General features: G+C 68.0%; 18 protein-coding genes. 17 read left to right on the plus strand and 1 reads right to left on the minus strand.

What is annotated here, in order from left to right; translation table 11 throughout:
* Positions 1 to 26 precede the first annotated feature (26 nt).
* From SB786_RS20170 to SB786_RS20180, 3 genes are all read left to right on the plus strand, one after another.
* Positions 27 to 503 (plus strand): YbaB/EbfC family DNA-binding protein, encoded by a 477-nt coding sequence (locus SB786_RS20170; protein WP_410728995.1) that lies wholly within the window; start codon positions 27 to 29, stop codon positions 501 to 503.
* Between the two features lie 69 nt (positions 504 to 572).
* Positions 573 to 1469: a serine protease gene (locus SB786_RS20175; RefSeq protein WP_410728996.1), complete on the plus strand. Its 897-nt coding sequence runs from the start codon at positions 573 to 575 to the stop codon at positions 1467 to 1469.
* A 267-nt stretch (positions 1470 to 1736) separates the two neighbouring features.
* A complete protein-coding gene (locus SB786_RS20180; RefSeq protein ID WP_410728997.1) occupies positions 1737 to 2681 on the plus strand; it encodes an IclR family transcriptional regulator in 945 nt (314 codons plus the stop codon).
* A 102-nt stretch (positions 2682 to 2783) separates the two neighbouring features.
* Here the strand turns inward: SB786_RS20180 and SB786_RS20185 are convergent, their stop codons facing one another.
* Complete coding sequence (locus tag SB786_RS20185) at positions 2784 to 3863, minus strand: porin (protein WP_410728998.1); 1080 nt, start codon at positions 3861 to 3863, stop codon at positions 2784 to 2786.
* A gap of 447 nt (positions 3864 to 4310) precedes the next feature.
* Between SB786_RS20185 and SB786_RS20190 the strand changes: the two genes are divergently transcribed.
* The 14 genes from SB786_RS20190 (at position 4311) to SB786_RS20255 (ending at position 17859) form a co-directional block, all read left to right on the plus strand.
* Complete coding sequence (locus tag SB786_RS20190; RefSeq protein ID WP_006758060.1) at positions 4311 to 4628, plus strand: non-heme iron oxygenase ferredoxin subunit; 318 nt, start codon at positions 4311 to 4313, stop codon at positions 4626 to 4628.
* 1 nt (position 4629) lies between these two features.
* Positions 4630 to 4941, plus strand: a complete 312-nt coding sequence (locus tag SB786_RS20195; RefSeq protein WP_006758061.1) for a recombinase-like helix-turn-helix domain-containing protein — start codon at positions 4630 to 4632, stop codon at positions 4939 to 4941.
* Positions 4942 to 4995: 54 nt separating this feature from the next.
* Entirely contained in the window at positions 4996 to 6066 is a 1071-nt protein-coding gene (locus SB786_RS20200; RefSeq protein ID WP_410728999.1) for a Rieske 2Fe-2S domain-containing protein, read from the plus strand.
* Entirely contained in the window at positions 6059 to 6829 is a 771-nt protein-coding gene (locus SB786_RS20205; protein WP_410729000.1) for an SDR family oxidoreductase, read from the plus strand. The genes SB786_RS20200 and SB786_RS20205 overlap by 8 nt, the downstream gene beginning before the upstream one ends.
* Before the next feature lie 34 nt (positions 6830 to 6863).
* Positions 6864 to 7391: a cupin domain-containing protein gene (locus SB786_RS20210; protein ID WP_012366322.1), complete on the plus strand. Its 528-nt coding sequence runs from the start codon at positions 6864 to 6866 to the stop codon at positions 7389 to 7391.
* 19 nt (positions 7392 to 7410) lie between these two features.
* Complete coding sequence (locus SB786_RS20215; protein ID WP_410729001.1) at positions 7411 to 8322, plus strand: alpha/beta fold hydrolase; 912 nt, start codon at positions 7411 to 7413, stop codon at positions 8320 to 8322.
* Entirely contained in the window at positions 8319 to 9176 is an 858-nt protein-coding gene (locus SB786_RS20220; RefSeq protein WP_410729002.1) for an IclR family transcriptional regulator, read from the plus strand. The genes SB786_RS20215 and SB786_RS20220 overlap by 4 nt, the downstream gene beginning before the upstream one ends.
* Before the next feature lie 157 nt (positions 9177 to 9333).
* Positions 9334 to 10131 carry an SDR family oxidoreductase gene (locus SB786_RS20225; RefSeq protein ID WP_410729003.1) on the plus strand — a complete coding sequence of 266 codons (798 nt, stop codon included), beginning with the start codon at positions 9334 to 9336 and terminating at the stop codon, positions 10129 to 10131.
* Positions 10124 to 11791, plus strand: a complete 1668-nt coding sequence (locus SB786_RS20230) for a thiamine pyrophosphate-binding protein (RefSeq protein ID WP_410729004.1) — start codon at positions 10124 to 10126, stop codon at positions 11789 to 11791. Before SB786_RS20225 ends, SB786_RS20230 begins: the two co-directional genes overlap by 8 nt.
* Entirely contained in the window at positions 11784 to 12611 is an 828-nt protein-coding gene (locus SB786_RS20235; protein ID WP_410729005.1) for an aspartate dehydrogenase, read from the plus strand. The genes SB786_RS20230 and SB786_RS20235 overlap by 8 nt, the downstream gene beginning before the upstream one ends.
* Before the next feature lie 106 nt (positions 12612 to 12717).
* Positions 12718 to 14208 (plus strand): aldehyde dehydrogenase, encoded by a 1491-nt coding sequence (locus SB786_RS20240; RefSeq protein WP_410729006.1) that lies wholly within the window; start codon positions 12718 to 12720, stop codon positions 14206 to 14208.
* An 18-nt stretch (positions 14209 to 14226) separates the two neighbouring features.
* Complete coding sequence (locus SB786_RS20245) at positions 14227 to 15189, plus strand: VOC family protein (RefSeq protein WP_410729007.1); 963 nt, start codon at positions 14227 to 14229, stop codon at positions 15187 to 15189.
* Positions 15186 to 16430: an NAD(P)/FAD-dependent oxidoreductase gene (locus SB786_RS20250; protein ID WP_410729008.1), complete on the plus strand. Its 1245-nt coding sequence runs from the start codon at positions 15186 to 15188 to the stop codon at positions 16428 to 16430. The genes SB786_RS20245 and SB786_RS20250 overlap by 4 nt, the downstream gene beginning before the upstream one ends.
* Positions 16431 to 16458: 28 nt before the next feature.
* Complete coding sequence (locus tag SB786_RS20255) at positions 16459 to 17859, plus strand: MFS transporter (protein WP_166723284.1); 1401 nt, start codon at positions 16459 to 16461, stop codon at positions 17857 to 17859.
* Positions 17860 to 18023: the final 164 nt, after the last annotated feature.

Here is an 18023-nt window from a genome sequence, read left to right on the forward strand (position 1 = left end):
ACGGGAAACCGGAAACGGGAGGTGCGATGACGCGAAGGCGGGAAGGGACGATATCCGGATGGCTGCGCGCATGCCTTTACGCATGCGTGCTGGCCGCGTGCGCGCCGGTCGCCGCACAGACGACTGACGTGCCGCAGCCGTGGATCAGCTACGCCCAGCTCGTCGGTCGCCAGTTCCAGGCGTGGCTCGAAGCGGACGGCGACGCGGCCGACCGGCTGCATCGGTATCTGGAAGCGCGCGTGCTGAACGCGAGCGCCGATGCGCCGCCGCCGGCGATCGTCGTGCGCGCGTGGATCGGGGCGAACGGCGCCGTGACACGGATCGAGTTCGCGTCGCTCGGCTCGGCCGACGCGGATGCGACGCTGCGGCAGTTGCTGACCGCGAGTCCGCTCACCGAAGCGCCGCCGCCGGACATGCTGCAGCCGCTGCGGGTGCGCTTGCGGCTGACGCCGAATCCGGAAGCGCCGGCCGGTGCGCCGGCGTCGGCGACGCATACGCCGTGATGGTGCGGATGCGGCGGTTCAACGTGTCGACGAATGGCGATAGTGCGGCAGGTGTCGCGCGGACGTGACGTGACGTGGACGGGCGTCGCCATTTGCGCGCGACCGGTCGGCATCCCGGGCGTCGTGCGTATGGCGGTAGCGCTCGTGTTGGCTGCCGGATCGCCGTTGCCACGGGCCGCCTGGGCTGAACCGGCTGCGCTGCTCGTGGCATCCGCACCGGCATTCTTATCCACACCGGCACCAGCATCACCACCCGTGCCCGTGCCGACACCAGCACCAGCACCAGCACCCGTGCCAGTGCCGACAACGGCGCCCACACACCTCGACGCCACCACCCTCGACGTGAACGCTACCGGCATCTTCATCAACGACGCCGGCGATGTACTGACCGCAAGGCACGTCGTCGCCGAATGCCGGAGCCTGTTCGTGATCAAGGACGCGCGCGTCGCACGAGCGCGGATCAAGGTGCTCGGCACCGACCACGATCTCGCGGTCGTCGGCAGTGCGCTGCGGCCGTTGCTCGCCGCCGCGTTCGCGCATACGCCGCCGGGCGGCGGCGCGCAACTCGTCTTCGCGGCCGGCTATGACGCGCTGCGCCGGTTGCCCGACCGCACGACGGCGGTTTTCAACGGAATGACGCGGCCCGGTGCGGCGCGCGCCGACGACCTCACGCTGCTGTTGCCGGCGACGCACGGCGCAAGCGGCGCGGCCGTGCTCGATCAAGCGGGCCACGTGATCGGCATCGTTACGGACCGCGCCGACGTATCGGCCGGCGACCCGCGCGCGATCGCGACGCGAGCCGATGCTGCGCGTTACGTGATCGCGGTGCCGGTCGACGCCATCAAGACCTTCCTGCAGGCCAACGGCATTCCGTATGAAGAAACCGATGCGCCGCAACTCGAACCGCTGCAGCCGCATGCGGCACGCGCCGCGACGCTGGAGGTCGGGATCCTGTGCGGCGGGTGACGAGCGCCTGCCCATCCCGCGCGTCATCGAATCGATCACCCACCACCCCTGCACCCGGCGACGTTCCGGTGGGCAGTCCTGTCTATCGCTGTTATTCTTTCGATCGCATCAGCCTATATGACAGTCCGGCTATCCGGCCGGGCGCACGGGCCCCGGCCGCCCGCGCCGTATCGTGTTGATCCGGTCCGGTCGAAAATCCATAATCAAACATTGCGGGTCTTTCGTGAACGCTTCCATTCCGTCCATGTGCACAGGGTCAATCCAACGATGAGCGGTGCACCGAAACCGCCGGCGAAGCCGGCAAGCGCGCCGCGCGCGACAGCCAGCGACGACGTCGACCACGACGCGTCGAAGCCGGGCGCGGGCGACGACGAATCGTCCGGCGGCGCGTCGTCCTATCTGGTGCCGGGGCTCGAACGCGGGCTGCGAATCCTCGCCGAATTCTCCGCGCGCGAGCCCGTGCTCGGCGCGCCCGAGTTGTCGAAGCGCATCGGCATTCCGCGCACGACCACGTTCCGCCTGCTGCAGACGCTCGAAGCGCTCGGCTTTCTCGAGCGCGTGAACGGCGACCGCTATTTCCGGCTCGGTGTCGGCGTGATGCGGCTCGGCTTCGAATACCTGAATTCGCTGGAACTGACCGACCTCGGCGCGCCCGTGCTCGAACGGCTGCGTGACGCGACGGGCCTGTCGACGCATCTGCTGATCCGCGACCAGCGCGATGTCGTGTTCGTCGCGAAGGCCCAGAGCAACGCGTCGATGTTCGGTTCGGTGAAGGTGCATGTCGGCACGCGCCTGCCCGCGCATGCGACCGTGCACGGCCACGTATTGATGGGCGACCTCACGCGCGACGCGCTGCGCCAGCTGTATCCGGAAAAGCGGCTCGAGCAGTTCACCGAGCGCACGCCGGGCTCCGTCGACGAACTGTACGAACGCGTGCGCTACTACGCGCGGCTCGGCTATGCGGTCAGCGAGGCGGCGTTCGAGAGCGGCATTTCGGCTGTGACCGCGCCCGTGCGCGATCATTCGGGCTCGATCGTCGCGGCGATCACAGCGACGGTGCCGCGCTCGGAAATCGGCGAGGCCGGCGAGAAGGAACGGCTCGTCGAAGCCGTGTGCGGCGCGGCGGTCGACCTGTCGCAGCGGCTGAACTACCGTCCGCTCGAAAGCGACCCGACGTTCGCGCACGCGCGCCACAAAGTCGCGATGTTCTGACGCACCGGCGGCGCGCCGCGCCCGGCATCGCAAAACCGGTAAACGACAAGAGCGGCCCGCGGGCCGCTCTTGTCGTTTCGGATGCCGAACGCGTGAAACCGCTCAGAACGAATGATGAATGCCGGTCAGCACGATCACCTGGTTCGCAGTGCTTGACGCGCCGGCCGTGAAGAACGCGGCCTTAGCACCGCCCGAGCCGTGCTCGACCAGCACGTTCGCATAGAGCTGCGTGCGCTTGGACAGCGAATAGATGTCGCCGAGCTCGACCTGGGTCCAGCGGCGGCCGGCCAGCGTCGTGGTCGCCGCGCCGCCCGCGATCGTGTTGAACGCGCTGCTGCGATAGTTCACGCCCGCGTCGTAGCTCTGGAACGTGTCGGAAAACCCGTTCGACTGCATCTTCACGCGCGTGTAGAGGCCATGCACGAGGAAGTCGCCGATCTGGTACGACGCGCCCGCGCCGATGTTCTCGACCTTGTTCGCCAGATAGCCGTTCGCGGTATTTTGCCCCTGGAACGACGTGATCCCCGTCTGGCTGATGAGAATCGCGCGGTCGTGCTCGTTCGAGTAGACGGCCGACGCCTTGAACGGCCCGTTCGCATAGTTCAGCGCGACGCCGACCGACTTGCCGGTCGAGAAGTTCGTCGTGTTGCCGAGCGCCATCGTCGCCGCGGCCGAGAAGCCGCCGAAGCTCGGCGAACGGTACTTGACCGCGTTGTTGTACGGCACGTTGCCGGTTGCGGCGAGCCCGTCGATGTTGCCGGGGTGGAACGCATACCAGCTCATCGCGAGATACGCGGTGCTGAGCGGATCGAGATAGTCGAACGTGAGCGGCGTCTGGCGGCCGAGCGTCAGCGTGCCGTAGCGCTCCGAGCTGAGCCCGACGAACGCCGCGCGGTTCCAGATCGTGTTCGCGGTCGCGAACTGGCCATTGTTCGTATAGAAGCCGTTTTCGAGCTGGAAGACCGCCGACAGGCCGCCGCCGAGGTCTTCCTTGCCTTTCAAGCCCCACCGGTCGGGCTGCGTGTTGCCCTGGATCATTGCCCACTTCGCATGGCCGCCGACGTTGTTCACGTACGCGACACCCGCATCCATGCTGCCGTACAGCACCACGCTGCTCTGCGCCCACGCGCCGGACGCGGCGCTCATTCCAATGACTGCTGCTGCTACCGCTTGCTTGACCATTTGATCTCCTGAATCTCCAAACCTGACGGAAACATGCCGAGGCGGCGGGCGCGAGGACGGCCGGCCGTCGCGCGTTTGTGCCACCGGGGCGGGCATTCTTTATGTTCCATATAAGGAACAATGTGCCTCTGATGGAATGGAGTATAGAGGTGTCGCGCGCCGTATCAAAAATAAATTTATCGGGCCGGATGGGGATGAGGATGATCCGCAACACGGGTTCGAGAATCCGGAAAAACGGACTTAAATGCCCGTCAGAAAACACAAATTACATTTGAGGCGCGTTGCGGCGGACAGCGCCGACGCAACGGTCGGTGTTTTCCCTAGGACATGCAGCTTTTTGTTTTGCTCGTGGAAAGTCGCTTCTATAATCACCATCCATAAACTGCTGTTCCGGATATGGAACAATTCCGGGGCGAACCGAGAGTCGATCAGAAGGAAGGGTTTGAGATGTCTGAACAATGGGTTTGCGCCGGGCACGCCGGCGCGCTGTCGGAAGACACGCCGATCGAGTTCAAGCGGACCGACGGCGTCGAAATCGGGATCTACCGCGTCGGCGACGAGGTATATGCGCTCGAGAACGTGTGCCCGCATGCGTACGCGCTGCTGACGCAGGGCTTCGTCGACGAGGGCACCGTCGAATGCCCGTTGCACGAGGCCGTGTTCGACATCAAGACGGGCGAATGCCTGAAGGGCCCGGGCGGGCGCGCGCTGAAGCAGTACGCGGTGCGCCTGGCCGGCGAGGAAATCCAGATCAAGGTGGAATGACATGAAAGAAGCGACCGTCAACTTCAATCCCTTCCTGAAGCCGTGGGTGGCGCCGCAGCCGAACAACGTCGCCGGCAAGGGGCAGATCGAGATCCCCGGCCAGGTCGAGAACCAGGTCTGGCAGAACCGCAAGGCCGCGCCGACCCAGTACGAGAACGATCTCGGCGATGCGCTCGAACGCGTGTTCGAGAGCGGCGCGACCGAGCTGGACGATGTCGTCGCGGGCCTGAACCGCATCGGCTTTCGTGCGCCGGACGGCACGGCGTGGACACCTGAGCGCTTCCGCGCAGAAATGGCCTCGCTGGCGGAATGAGCGCGCGAGCCGCGTGACCGCCAGCCCGACGACAACCGCATCCGGAGCACACTGATGACGTCCCCCGCACAACACGAAGTCCAACACGACCCGGTCCGCGATTACCTCGACCGCGGCATCAAGAACTACTGGTATCCCGTCGCCCCGAGCTGGCAGGTGTCGAACGCGCCAGTCGGCCTCACGCGCCTGTCCGAGCAGATCGTGCTGTGGCGCGATCACGAGGGCAAGGTCCACGCGCTGGAGGATCGCTGCCCGCACCGCGGCGCGCGCCTGTCGCTCGGCTGGAACCTCGGCGGCAACATCGCGTGCTGGTATCACGGCGTCGAAATCGACGGCGGCGGCACGGTCAACCGCGTGCCGGCCGTGTCGAACTGTCCGCTCGAAGGGATGAAGTGCGTGAAGTCGTATCCGGTCGAGGAGAAGGCCGGCGCGATCTTCCTGTGGTTCGGCGACGAAGCGCACGGCGAGCCGGCGCCGCTGAACCTGCCGGAAGAACTGGTCGACGCCGAGTACGGCCACTTCCTGTGCGTGTCGAACTGGAAGTGCAATTACCAGTACGCGATCGACAACGTGATGGACCCGATGCACGGCGCGTACCTGCACGCGACGTCGCACTCGATGGCCGAAGGCGACAAGCAGGCCGACATGCGCGTGCGCAAGACGGACACGGGCCTGATGTTCGAGAAGATCGGCCAGCGCGACGTGAACTTCGACTGGGTCGAGCTCGGCGAAACCGGCTGCCTTTGGATGCGCCTCGCGATTCCGTACAAGCAGAAGTTCGGCCCGGGCGGCAACTTCGGGATCATCGGCTTCGCGACGCCGGTCGACGGCGACAACTGCCAGGTCTACTTCTGGCGCACCCGCAAGGTCAGCGGCTGGCAGCGCGACGTGTGGCGCTTCATGTACCGCAACCGCCTCGAAGGCTTGCACTGGGACGTGCTCGAGCAGGACCGCTACGTCCTCGAAAGCCTCGCGCCGCATGCACGCGATCACGAATACCTTTACCAGCACGACGTCGGCATCACGCGCGTGCGCCGGATGCTGCGCCAGCGCGCGCAGGAACACCTGTCCGCGCTCGACGCGCACCGTGCGGCGCACGCCGCGGCGGAGCCCGCGAATGGCTGAGTTCGCACCGGTCGTGTCGCTGCCGGGGCGCCGCGTGCTCGTCACGGGCGGCGCCCGCGGTCTCGGCGCGGCGTTCGTGAAGGCGCTGGTCGCAGCGGGCGCGCAGGTCGCGTTCGGCGACGTACTCGCCGAAGAGGGCCGCGCGCTGGCCGCGCAGCTCGCGCAAGCCGGCCACACCGCGCATTTCTTCGCGTTCGACCTGACCGATCCGGCGAGCGTCGACGCATTCGTCGCGCAGGGCGCGGCGGTGCTCGGCGGCATCGACGCGCTGATCAACAACGCGGCGATCACGAACTCGGGCGGCAGGCTGTCGACGGAACTCGACGTGCCGACCTGGGATGCCGTGATGAACGTGAACGTGCGCGGCGTGTGGCTCGTGAGCAATGCGGCGCTGCCGCACCTCGCGCGCTCGGGCCGCGGCGCGATCGTGAACCTCGCATCGGACACCGCGCTGTGGGGCGCGCCGAAGCTGCTCGCGTACGTCGCCAGCAAGGGCGCCGTGATCGCGATGACGCATGCGCAGGCACGCGAGTTCGGCGCGCACGGCGTGACGGTCAACGCGATCGCGCCGGGGCTCACCGAAGTCGAGGCGACGGCCTACGTGCCGGCCGAACGGCATGCGTTCTACATGCAGGGCCGCGCGCTGACGCGCGCGCAGGTGCCCGACGACGTGACGGGCCCCGTGCTGTTCCTGCTGTCGGACGGCGCGCGCTTCGTGACGGGTCAGCTGCTGCCGGTGAACGGCGGCTTCGTGATGAATTGATTTGATGTTTTCACTCTGAATGAAGGAGAGGACGATGGCGGACGCAGATCTCGAACGCAAGTCGTGGGACCAGCCGGAAGACGCAAGCTTCGGCGACTGGATGGAAGGGCGCGTCGCGCGCTACGCGACGCGGCGCTACGACTGGGACGCGCTGAAGTTCCAGGCCGACTACGACCCGAAGTACCGCCGTGCGCAGATGCGCTACGTCGGCACGGGCGGCACGGGCGTCGCGAAGGACGTCAACACGGTGCCGGCCGGTAACTTCACGTTTTCGACGATGGTCATCCCGGCCGGCAACATCGGCCCGAGCCACATCCACACCGACGTCGAGGAAATCTTCTTCGTGCTGCGCGGCAAGATGAAGGTGATCTGCGAGCGCGACGGCGAAACCTGGGAAGCGATCCTCGGCGAGCGCGACCTGATCTCGGTGCCGCCGGGCGTGTATCGCACGGAAATCAACATCGGCGAGGAAGACGCGCTGATGTGCGTGATGCTGGGTTCGGCGAAGCCCATCACGCCGACCTATCCGCCGGATTCGCCGCTCGCGAAGATCAAGCGCTGAGACGGGGCGGAGCCAAGCAATGAGTGTCATCGACAAACGTGAACGCGACCGCACCGCGGCGTACGCCGCGCTGCTCGGGCAGTTTCCCGAACAGCGCTGCGCGGCCGGCGCGGCGGGCACGATCGGCTACCGTGAGGCTGGCGCAGGCGAGGCGGGCGCGCAGCATGCGGGCCACGCGCTGCCCGTCGTGCTGCTGCACGGGATCGGCTCGGGCGCCGCATCGTGGGTGTGCCAGCTCGACACGCTCGGCGCGTCGCGACGCGTGCTCGCGTGGGATGCGCCCGGCTACGGCGTGTCGACCCCCGTGCATGGCGCGTCGCCGACCGCCGCCGATTACGCGGCGTCGCTGAACGCGTGGCTCGAGGCACTCGGCATCGAACGCTGCGTGCTGGTCGGGCATTCGCTCGGCGCGATCATCGCGGGCGGCTTGTGCCGCCTGATGCCCGCGCGGATCGCCGGCCTGCTGCTGATCTCGCCGGCGGGCGGCTACGGCAGCGCGCCCGCCGAAACGCGCGACACGCGCCGCGACGCGCGCCTCGCGATGCTCGCGGAACTCGGTCCGGCCGGGCTCGCGGAGCAGCGCAGCGGCAACATGCTGTCGGGTTTCGCGAGCGAGGATGCGCGTGCATGGGTGCGCTGGAACATGGCGCGCATTGTGCCGGCCGGCTATGCGCAGGCCACGCATCTGCTTGCGAACGCCGATCTCGCAACCGATCTCGCCGGCTTTCGCGGCCGCACGGCCGTGGCTGTCGGCGCGAACGACGCGATCACGCCGCCCGCCGCGTGCGAGCGGATCGCCGCGGCCGCGCAGGTCGAGCTGCAGGTGATTCCGCAAGCCGGCCATGCCGGCTACGTGGAAGCGCCGGCCGTCTATTCGTCGCTCATCGACACGTTCTGCCGTCAGTGCGACACGCAGCGAGGCATGGCATGAGCGAACCGCTGCAACAACCCGAATCCGAGAGCACCAAGGCCGACGCCGGCTACGTGGTGCCGGGCCTCGAACGCGGCCTGCGGATCCTCGCCGAATTCTCGCCGCGCGAGCCGGTGCTCGGCGCGCCGGAGCTGTCCAAGCGCCTCGGCATTCCGCGCACGACGGTGTTCCGTCTGCTGCAGACGCTCGAATCGCTCGGCTTTCTCGAGCGGGCGGACAAGGACCGCAACTACAAGCTCGGCATCGCCGTGCTGCGGCTCGGCTTCGAATACCTGAGCTCGCTGGAGTTGACCGATCTCGGCCTGCCGGTGATCGAGAGCCTGCGCGACGCAACCGGCTTCACGACGCACATCGTGATCCGCGACGGCCGCGACGTGGTGTTCGTCGCGAAGGCGCAGTGCCAGTCGCCGGTGTTCAGCGCGATTCGCGTGAACGTCGGCACGCGGCTGCCCGCGCATGCGACGACCCACGGCCACGTGCTGATGGGCGACCTGTCGCTGAAGGAGCTGCATGCGCTGTATCCGGAAGGCACGCTGAGCCGGATGACGAGCGCGACGCCGGAAACGGTCGATGCGCTGTACGAAATGATCCGCGAGGATGCGCTACGCGGCTACGGCATCAGCAATTCGTCGTTCGAGCGCGGTATCTCGGTGGTCACGGCGCCGGTGCGCAACGACACGCAGAAGATCGTCGCGTGCATCACGGTGACGGTGCCGCGGCCGGAGATCGACGCGGCGCTGATCGCCGACGGCCTGTTCGACAAGGTGCAGCGCGCGGCGGCGGAACTGTCGCGGCGCCTCAATTACCGCTCGGATGACGAGCACACGTTTCTCAAAGCCTTAGGATTGAAATGAGACCCCCACGCATGCTTCGCTCACTGCCCCCCGAGGGGGCGGTCAATCCTCTTGGGGCGGCCCGGCGATTAACGAAGCGCCCCCATCGCTCGCTTCGCTCACTGCCCCCCGAGGGGGCTGTCGGCCCTCTAGGGGCGGCCCGGCGAGGACCGACGACATGATCCAGATCGATCTGACCGGGCAGGTGGCGGTGGTGACGGGCGGTTCGTCCGGCATCGGCCTCGCGACTGCCGAACGGTTCCTGCAGGCCGGCGCGTCGGTGGCGATTTGCGGCCGCGACGGCGAACGCCTCGCGCGCGCCGAAGCGACGCTCGACGAGAAATACCCGGGCGCGCAACTGCTGGCTGTGCGTTGCAACGTGCTCGACGAAGCCGACGTGGCCGCGTTCGCGCAGGCCGTGTCCGACCGCTTCGGCCGCGCCGACATGCTGGTCAACAACGCGGGCCAGGGCCGCGTGTCGACCTTCGCCGACACGACCGACGACGCATGGCGCGAAGAGCTCGAACTGAAGTACTTCAGCATCATCCGCCCGACGCGCGCGTTCCTGCCGCTGCTGCGCGACGCGCTTGCGCCGACGATCACCTGCGTGAACTCGCTGCTCGCACTGCAGCCGGAGCCGCACATGGTCGCGACGTCGTCGGCGCGTGCGGGCGTGCTGAGCCTCGTGAAGTCGCTCGCGACCGAACTGGCGCCGCAGCGCATCCGCGTGAACTCGATCCTGATCGGCATCGTCGAGTCGGGTCAGTGGCGCCGCCGCTACGAAGCGCAGGCGCAGGCCGGCGAAAGCTGGGAAGACTGGACGGGCGCGCTCGCCCGCAAGAAGAACATTCCGCTGAACCGCTTCGGCAAGCCCGACGAGGCAGCCTGGGCCCTTTTTTATCTCGCAACGCATCTGTCGTCCTACACGACGGGCAGCCATATCGACGTTTCTGGAGGCTTTGCACGCCATGTCTAAAAAAACCACGGTTGGCGAGCTGATTGCCGCCTTTCTCGAGCAGTGCGACGTCAAGACCGCATTCGGTGTCATCTCCATCCACAACATGCCGATCCTCGACGCGATCAACTCGCGCGGCAACATCCGGTATGTCGGCGCGCGCGGTGAAGCGGGCGCGGTGAACATGGCCGACGGCCTGGCCCGCGTGTCGGGCGGCCTTGGCGTCGCGTTCACGAGCACCGGCACGGCGGCGGGCAACGCGGCCGGCGCGATGGTCGAGGCGCTGACGGCAGGCACCGCGCTGCTGCACATCACGGGGCAGATCGAGACGCCGTACCTCGACCAGGACCTGGCCTACATCCACGAAGCGCCGGACCAGCTCACGATGCTCGACGCGATCTCGAAGGCCGCGTTCCGCGTGCGCACCGTCGAAACCGTGCTGCCGACGATCCGCGAAGCGGTGCGTATCGCGCAAACGGCGCCGACCGGCCCCGTGTCGGTCGAGATTCCGATCGACATCCAGGCCGCCGAAATCGAATGGCCGGAAGACCTCGCGCCGGCGCACGTCGCGGTGCGCGAGCACGACGACGCACGCGTCGCGAAGCTCGCCGATGCGCTGGCGGCCAAGCGTCGTCCGCTGCTGTGGCTCGGCGGCGGTGCGCGCCATGCGCGGGCGGAAGTCGAACGCTTGGTGAAGCTGGGCTTCGGCGTCGTGACGAGCGTGCAGGGCCGCGGCGTGCTGCCGGAAGATCACCCGGCGACGCTCGGCGCGTTCAACGTGCATGCGTGCGTCGAGGCGTTCTACAAGACCTGCGACGCGCTCGTCGTGGTCGGCTCGCGCCTGCGCGGCAACGAGACGCTGAAGTACAAGCTCGCGCTGCCGCAGCCGCTGTTCCGCGTCGACGCCGATGCGCTCGCCGACAACCGCGGCTATCGCAACGAGCTGTTCGTGCACGGCGATTCGAAGCGCGTGCTGGCCGAGCTGGCCGATCGCCTCGAAGGCCGCCTGTCCGTCGATCCGCAATTCGCGCTCGATCTCGCGGCGGCGCGCGAGCAGGCCGTCGCCAGCGTGGCGGAAGGCCTGGGGCCGTACAAGAAGCTCGTCGACACGCTGCAAGGCGCGGTCGGGCGCGACTACAACTGGGTGCGCGACGTGACGATCTCGAACAGCACGTGGGGCAATCGCCTGCTGAAGATCTTCGAGCCGCGCGCGGGCGTGCATGCGCTCGGCGGCGGCATCGGCCAGGGCATCCAGATGGGCATCGGCGCGGCGCTGGCCGGCTCGGCCGCGAAGACGGTGTGCCTCGTCGGCGACGGCGGCCTGATGGTCAACGTCGGCGAGCTCGTGACGGCCGTGCAGGAAAACGCGAACGTGATGATCGTGCTGATGAACGACCAGTGCTACGGCGTGATCCGCAACATCCAGGACGCGCAGTACGGCGGCCGCCGCTGCTTCGTGCAGCTGCACCAGCCCGATTTCGCGCAGTTCTGCGCGAGCTTCGGCCTCACGCACTACCGGATCACGTCGCTCGACCAGGCCGAAGCGATCGTGCGCGAAGGGATCGCGAAGGAGGGGCCGGTGATGGTCGAGGTCGACATGCTGTCGGTCGGCTCGTTCGCATCGAATTTCGCGGGCCCGCCGGTGAAGAAGGAAGCACCGTCGGAGCGGCAATATGCGTAACGGACACGCACACGGGCATGCGCCCGTCGACGTCGCGATGATCGGCTTCGGCGCGATCGGTGCGGCCGTGTATCACGCGGTCGAGCACGATGCTTCGTTGCGCGTCGCGCACGTGATCGTGCCCGAGCACCAGCGCGACGCGGTGCAGCGTGAGCTCGGCGGTGCGGTGGAGGTCGTGTCGTCGGTCGACGCGCTGGCCCGCCGCCCCGAGTTCGCGCTCGAATGCGCGGGTCACAGCGCGCTCGTCGATCACGTCGTGCCGCTGCTGAAGGCCGGCACCGACTGCGCGGTCGCGTCGATCGGCGCGTTGTCCGATCTCGCGCTGCTCGACGTGCTATCGCAGGCCGCCGACGAAGGCGACGCGACGCTGACGCTGCTGTCCGGCGCGATCGGCGGGATCGATGCGCTGGCGTCGGCGAGGCAGGGCGGCCTCGACGAGGTGCTGTACGTCGGCCGCAAGCCGCCGCTCGGCTGGCTCGACACACCCGCCGAGGCGCTGTGCGACCTGCGCGCGATGACCGAAGAGAAGGTGATCTTCGAAGGCACCGCACGCGACGCCGCGCGGCTGTATCCGAAGAACGCGAACGTCGCGGCGACGGTGGCGCTCGCGGGCCTCGGCCTCGACGCGACGCGCGTGCGCCTGATCGCCGATCCGGCCGTCACGCGCAACGTGCACCGCATCACCGCACGCGGCGCATTCGGCGAGATGTCGCTCGAAATGAGCGGCAAGCCGTTGCCCGACAACCCGAAGACGTCCGCGTTGACCGCGTACTGCGCGATCCGCGCGCTGCGCAACCGCGCGGCCCGCTGCGTGATCTGAGCGGGCGACGCGGCCATTCCGGTCATTCGGGCCATTCGGGCCATTGAACGGCCGCCTGCGCCACGGCGCGGGCGGCTGGCAGAGACAGATTTGTGGGACTTGTGACATGACTCCATTCGATACGAGCCTCGTACCCAACGGCGACATCCTGATCGGCGGCGAGTGGCGGCGCGGCCGCGGCGCGCCTTACACGAGCATCTATCCGGCCGACCAGTCGCTGAACATGGAAGTATCGACGGCGAACGCGCAAGACGCGGCCGACGCCGTCGTGGCCGCCGACGCCGCGTGGCGCCGCGCCGACTGGGCCGGACTCAAGCCGCACCAGCGCGCGCTGGTGCTGTACCGGATCGCCGAGCTGATCATGCAGCGTCACGAGGCGCTCGCGAACCTGCAGCGCCGCGACAACGGCAAGCCGATCGGCGAGACGCGCGTGCTGGTCGCGAGCGCGGCCAACACGTTCCGCTATTTCGCGGCATGCCTCGAGACGCTCGACGAGGAGCTGACGCCGTCACGCGGCGACTACCTGACGATGAGCGTGCACGAGCCGATCGGCGTGATCGCGGCGATCACGCCGTGGAACTCGCCGATCGCGTCCGACGCGCAGAAGCTGGCCCCGGCACTCGCCGGCGGCAACGCGGTGGTGCTCAAGCCGGCCGAGGTCACGCCGCTCGTGTCGCTCGCGCTGGCCCGCATCTGCGAGGAGGCCGGCGTGCCGAAGGGCGTGCTGAGCGTGCTGCCGGGCAAGGGCTCGGTGATCGGCGACGTGCTGGTCCGTCATCCGCTCGTGAAGAAGGTGTCGTTTACCGGCGGCACCGAAGTGGGCCGCGGCATCGCGCGCATCGCGGCGGAAAAGCTGATGCCCGTGTCGCTGGAACTCGGCGGCAAGTCGCCGACGATCGTGTGCGACGACGCGGATCTCGATCACGCGGTGAACGGCGTGCTGTACGGCATCTTCAGCTCGTCGGGCGAGGCCTGCATCGCGGGTTCGCGGCTGTTCGTGCAGCGCGCGATTTACGACGAATTCATGCGGCGGCTGGTCGCCGGCGCACGCAAGCTGCGCGTGGGCGACCCGACGCGGTCCGACACGCAGATGGGCCCGCTGATCAGCGCGAAGCATCGCGAATCGGTGGAGCGCTACGTCGCGCTCGGGCTGGAAGAAGGCGGGCGCCTGCTGTGCGGCGGCGAGCGGCCGTCCGGCGACGGGCGCGAGGACGGCTTCTTCTACCAGCCGACGATTCTCGAAGGCTTGCCGAACAGCGCACGCATCTGCCAGGAAGAAATCTTCGGGCCGGTGCTCGTCGCGATGCCGTTCGACGACGAAGCGTCGCTGCTCGCGCAGGCGAACGACAGCGTGTTCGGCCTCGCCGCCGGCATCTGGACGCGCGACTACAAGCGCGCGTGGCGCATCGCGCGCGCGCTCGAGACGGGCACCGTCTGGATCAACACGTACAAGCTGTTCTCGATCTCCACGCCGTTCTCGGGCTGGAAGGAGAGCGGGATGGGCCGCGAGAAGGGGCGTCTCGGGATCCGCGAGTACATGCAGCAGAAGAGCCTCTACTGGGGCTTGAACGACGCGCCGCTGCCGTGGGCGAACTGAGCGAAGGGGAATGACGCAATGAGCATCTTGGGTATCGAGCAGATCACGTACGGTGTCGACGACCTCGCGACGTGCCGGCGCTTTTTCGCAGACTGGGGGCTGAAGGAAGTCGCGCACGACGACACGCGCGCCCGTTTCGAGACGCTGAACGGCTGCACCGTGCTGGTCGTGAAGGCCGACGATCCGTCGCTGCCGCCCGCGTTCGAAGCGGGCCCGACGCTGCGTGAAGTCACGTGGGGCGTCCCGACGCGGCAGGAACTCGACGCGCTGCGCCCGAAGCTGGCCGGCCAGCCCGGCTATTACGCACAGGACGATGCGGTTGGCTGCATCGATCCGAACGGGATGGCGATCCGCATCGAGGTGACGCGCAAGCGCGCGCTCGACATCACCGGCTCGCCGTCGAACGTGTGGGGCCAAACGATGCGCGTCGACCAGCCGAGCCCGATCTATGCGCGCGCCGAGCCGGTCGAGGTCGGGCACGTCGTGTTCTTCACGAACTGCCTCGACGCGCAGGAAACGTTCTATCACGCGCTGCTCGGCTTCGAGACATCGGATCGCTATCCGGGCCGCGGCGCGTTCATGCGCTGCGCACCGCACGGCGGGCACCACGACCTGTTCCTGCTCGCGCTGCCGAATGGCAAGCGCGGCCTGAACCACGTCGCGTTCACCGTGCGCGACATCCATGAAGTGTTCGGCGGCGGCATGCACATCGACCGCTGCGGCTGGGAAACGCAGCTCGGCCCGGGGCGTCACCCGGTGTCGTCCGCGTACTTCTGGTACTTCCAGAATCCGGCCGGCGCGCTGATCGAGTACTACGCGGATGAAGACGTGCTGACACCGGAATGGCGGCCGCGCGAATTCGAACCGGGCCCGACCGTGTTCGCCGAATGGGCCGTCGACGGCGGCCTCGACGGCAACACGCGCCGGCAGAAGAACGCGAAGGCGCCGGAAGGCAAGTTCATGACGGAGCGCAAATCATGACCGAGAAGAACACGCGGGAGCTGGCCACACCCGGCACGGTCGTCGTGATCGGCGGCGGCCAGGCCGCCGGCTGGGTGCTCAAGACGCTGCGCGCGGAAGGGTTCGCGGGCCGCCTCGTGATGATCGCCGACGAGCCGCACCTGCCGTACGAGCGTCCGCCGCTGTCGAAGGCCGTACTGGCCGGCGACGCCGACATCGAGACCGTGCGCGTCGTGCGCCCGGACGAATTCGACGCGTTGAACGTCGAGGCGTGGCAGCCGGAACGCGCGGCGTCGATCGACCGTGCGCGCCGCGTGGTGAAGACCGAAAGCGGCCGCGAGATCGAATACGACCGCCTCGTGATCGCGACCGGCGGCACGTCGCGCCGCTTGCCCGAAGCGATCGTCAGGACGTCGAACCTGCACTACCTGCGCACGCTCGACGAGGCGGCCGCACTAGGCGAGAAGCTGCGTGCGAGCCGGCGCGTGCTCGTGATCGGCGGCGGCTGGATCGGCCTCGAGGTCGCGGCGACCGCACGCAAGCTCGGTGTCGAGGCCGTCGTCGTCGAAGGCGCGCCGCGTCTGTGCGGCCGCTCGGTGCCGCGGATCGTGTCGGACTTCCTGCTCGACCTGCATCGCGCGAACGGTGTCGACGTGCGTCTGGGCGCGGCGCTCGCGTCGCTCGACGCGCAGCCGGACGACGCGTCGAAGGTGCGCGCGACGCTTGCCGACGGCACGACGATCGACGCCGATTTCGCGGTGGCCGGCATCGGCCTCGCGCTGAATGCGTCGCTCGCGAGCGACGCGGGGCTGGCGCTCGACGACGGCATCGTCGTCGACGAATTCGGCGCGACCAGCGACCCGGCGATCTTCGCGTGCGGCGACGTCGCGAATCATCACAACGGCTGGCTGAAGCGGCGCGTGCGGCTCGAATCGTGGGCGAACGCGCAGAACCAGGCGATCGCGGCCGCGAAGGCCGTGCTGGGCGTGCGCGCGCCGTATGCGGAAATTCCGTGGTTCTGGTCCGATCAGTACGACGTGAACCTGCAGATCCTCGGCGATCTGCCGGCCGATGCGCAGCTCGTCGTGCGCGGCGATCTCGCCGCGCGCCGCGCGACGCTGTTTTTCTTGGGCGATGGGCATGTAAGAGGTGTCATCGCCATCAACAACGCACGCGAGCTGAAGCTCGCACGCAAGTGGATGAACCAGGGCCGGGCAGTGGATACGGAAGCCCTGGCGGACACGACCAAAGCGCTTGCCTGACCGGCGAACGATCCAGGAGACTCCCCGCATGAGCACTTTCGACAACGTCGTGGCCGGCAGGGCCACGATGGAAGCTGCCGCCTCCACGCCCGGCGCGATCATCGCGCGGCTCGAGCGGCTTCCGGCCAACGCGATGCAGATCCGCGCGCGCGTGCTGATCGGCACCGCGACGTTCTTCGACGGCTTCGACGTGATCACGATCGCGGCGACGCTGCCGCTGCTGATTCACAAGTGGGGGCTGTCGCCGACGCAGATCGGCATGCTGATCGCGTCCGGCGCGATCGGCCAACTGATCGGCGCGTTCCTGTTTCCCGCGCTCGCGGAGAAGCATGGCCGCGTGAAGGCGATCGCGTGGAGTTCCGCCGTGATCGGCGTCACCAGCATCGCGTGCGGCTTCGCGCCGACGTTCGAGATCTTCGTGCTGCTGCGGATCCTGCAGGGGCTTGGGCTGGGCGGCGAGCTGCCGGTCGCCGCGACCTACATCAACGAGATCACGCGTGCGCACGGCCGTGGCCGCTTCGTGCTGCTGTACGAGATCGTGTTCCCGATCGGCCTGCTGGTGTCGATGGCGCTCGGCGCGTGGCTCGTGCCGCGCTTCGGCTGGGAAATCATGTACTTCGTCGGCGGGCTGCCGCTGATCCTCGCGTTGGTGCTCACGCGCCTCGTGCCGGAATCGCCGCGCTGGCTCGCGTCGCGCGGGCGGCTCGCGGAAGCCGGGCGTGCGGTCGGCGTGTTCGAGGCGTCGGTGCGCGGCGAGCTGCCGCCGGCCACCCAGGCGGCCGCGTTCGACGAGATGGTGCGCCAGCACCCGAAGCGCCGGATGAGCGACCTGTTCAGCGCCGCGTATCGCAAGCGCACGCTCGCGGTGGCGACGCTGTGGGCAACCTGCGGGTTCATCCAGTACGGGTTGTCCACGTGGCTGCCGACGATCTACAAGAACTTCTATCATGCGCCGCTGCAGCTCGCGCTGAATCTCGCGGTGATCGGCTCGGTGATGGGCGTGCTCGGTTCGCTCGCGTCGGCGCTGCTCGTCGACAAGCTCGGACGCAAGCCGGTGATCGTCTGGTCGTTCGTGCTGTGTGCGCTGTCGCTGGCGCTGGCGGGCGTCTATCACGCGTCGTCGGTGTATGTCGTCGCGATCTTCTGCTCGCTGTCGCTGGGGCTGATGGCGTCGGGCTTCATCACCGCGTACGTCTATACGCCTGAGCAGTATCCGACGAGCATCCGCGCGTCCGGCTGCGGGCTCGGCAGCGCATGGCTGAAGATCGCATCGTTCGCCGCGCCGATGATCGTGCCGCACGCGATCATCGGCGGCAACCTCGCGCCGGCGTTCTACCTGATCGGCATCGTGCCGCTGATCGCTGCGCTGACAGTCCACTTCGTCGGGATCGAGACGAAGGGCAAGGTGCTGGAGGCGTTGGAAGCATAAGCGCGGCCGGCTGATACGACTGCAACCGCTGATACGGCAGGCTCGGACGATGTCCGGGCCTTGTTCGTTTTCGGGCGAGGCCGGCGGTGGTGCGAACGAATGCCGCATCGGCGTCGCTTGCCGGTGCACTAGAGTCGAACGGTAGCGAATGAACCGACACCGGG

Origin of the sequence: Burkholderia sp. SIMBA_062 (assembly GCF_046534765.1) — a bacterium.
GTDB lineage: Bacteria > Pseudomonadota > Gammaproteobacteria > Burkholderiales > Burkholderiaceae > Burkholderia > Burkholderia ambifaria.

What these genes read in the sequence shown, in the direction of transcription:
- SB786_RS20170 (WP_410728995.1), top strand. Translation starts at nt 27, where the DNA reads ATGACGCGAAGGCGGGAAGGGACGATATCCGGATGGCTGCGCGCATGC.
- SB786_RS20180 (WP_410728997.1), top strand. Translation starts at nt 1,737, where the DNA reads ATGAGCGGTGCACCGAAACCGCCGGCGAAGCCGGCAAGCGCGCCGCGC.
- SB786_RS20185 (WP_410728998.1), bottom strand. Translation starts at nt 3,863, where the DNA reads ATGGTCAAGCAAGCGGTAGCAGCAGCAGTCATTGGAATGAGCGCCGCG.
- SB786_RS20190 (WP_006758060.1), top strand. Translation starts at nt 4,311, where the DNA reads ATGTCTGAACAATGGGTTTGCGCCGGGCACGCCGGCGCGCTGTCGGAA.
- SB786_RS20195 (WP_006758061.1), top strand. Translation starts at nt 4,630, where the DNA reads ATGAAAGAAGCGACCGTCAACTTCAATCCCTTCCTGAAGCCGTGGGTG.
- SB786_RS20200 (WP_410728999.1), top strand. Translation starts at nt 4,996, where the DNA reads ATGACGTCCCCCGCACAACACGAAGTCCAACACGACCCGGTCCGCGAT.
- SB786_RS20205 (WP_410729000.1), top strand. Translation starts at nt 6,059, where the DNA reads ATGGCTGAGTTCGCACCGGTCGTGTCGCTGCCGGGGCGCCGCGTGCTC.
- SB786_RS20210 (WP_012366322.1), top strand. Translation starts at nt 6,864, where the DNA reads ATGGCGGACGCAGATCTCGAACGCAAGTCGTGGGACCAGCCGGAAGAC.
- SB786_RS20215 (WP_410729001.1), top strand. Translation starts at nt 7,411, where the DNA reads ATGAGTGTCATCGACAAACGTGAACGCGACCGCACCGCGGCGTACGCC.
- SB786_RS20220 (WP_410729002.1), top strand. Translation starts at nt 8,319, where the DNA reads ATGAGCGAACCGCTGCAACAACCCGAATCCGAGAGCACCAAGGCCGAC.
- SB786_RS20225 (WP_410729003.1), top strand. Translation starts at nt 9,334, where the DNA reads ATGATCCAGATCGATCTGACCGGGCAGGTGGCGGTGGTGACGGGCGGT.
- SB786_RS20230 (WP_410729004.1), top strand. Translation starts at nt 10,124, where the DNA reads ATGTCTAAAAAAACCACGGTTGGCGAGCTGATTGCCGCCTTTCTCGAG.
- SB786_RS20235 (WP_410729005.1), top strand. Translation starts at nt 11,784, where the DNA reads ATGCGTAACGGACACGCACACGGGCATGCGCCCGTCGACGTCGCGATG.
- SB786_RS20240 (WP_410729006.1), top strand. Translation starts at nt 12,718, where the DNA reads ATGACTCCATTCGATACGAGCCTCGTACCCAACGGCGACATCCTGATC.
- SB786_RS20245 (WP_410729007.1), top strand. Translation starts at nt 14,227, where the DNA reads ATGAGCATCTTGGGTATCGAGCAGATCACGTACGGTGTCGACGACCTC.
- SB786_RS20250 (WP_410729008.1), top strand. Translation starts at nt 15,186, where the DNA reads ATGACCGAGAAGAACACGCGGGAGCTGGCCACACCCGGCACGGTCGTC.
- SB786_RS20255 (WP_166723284.1), top strand. Translation starts at nt 16,459, where the DNA reads ATGAGCACTTTCGACAACGTCGTGGCCGGCAGGGCCACGATGGAAGCT.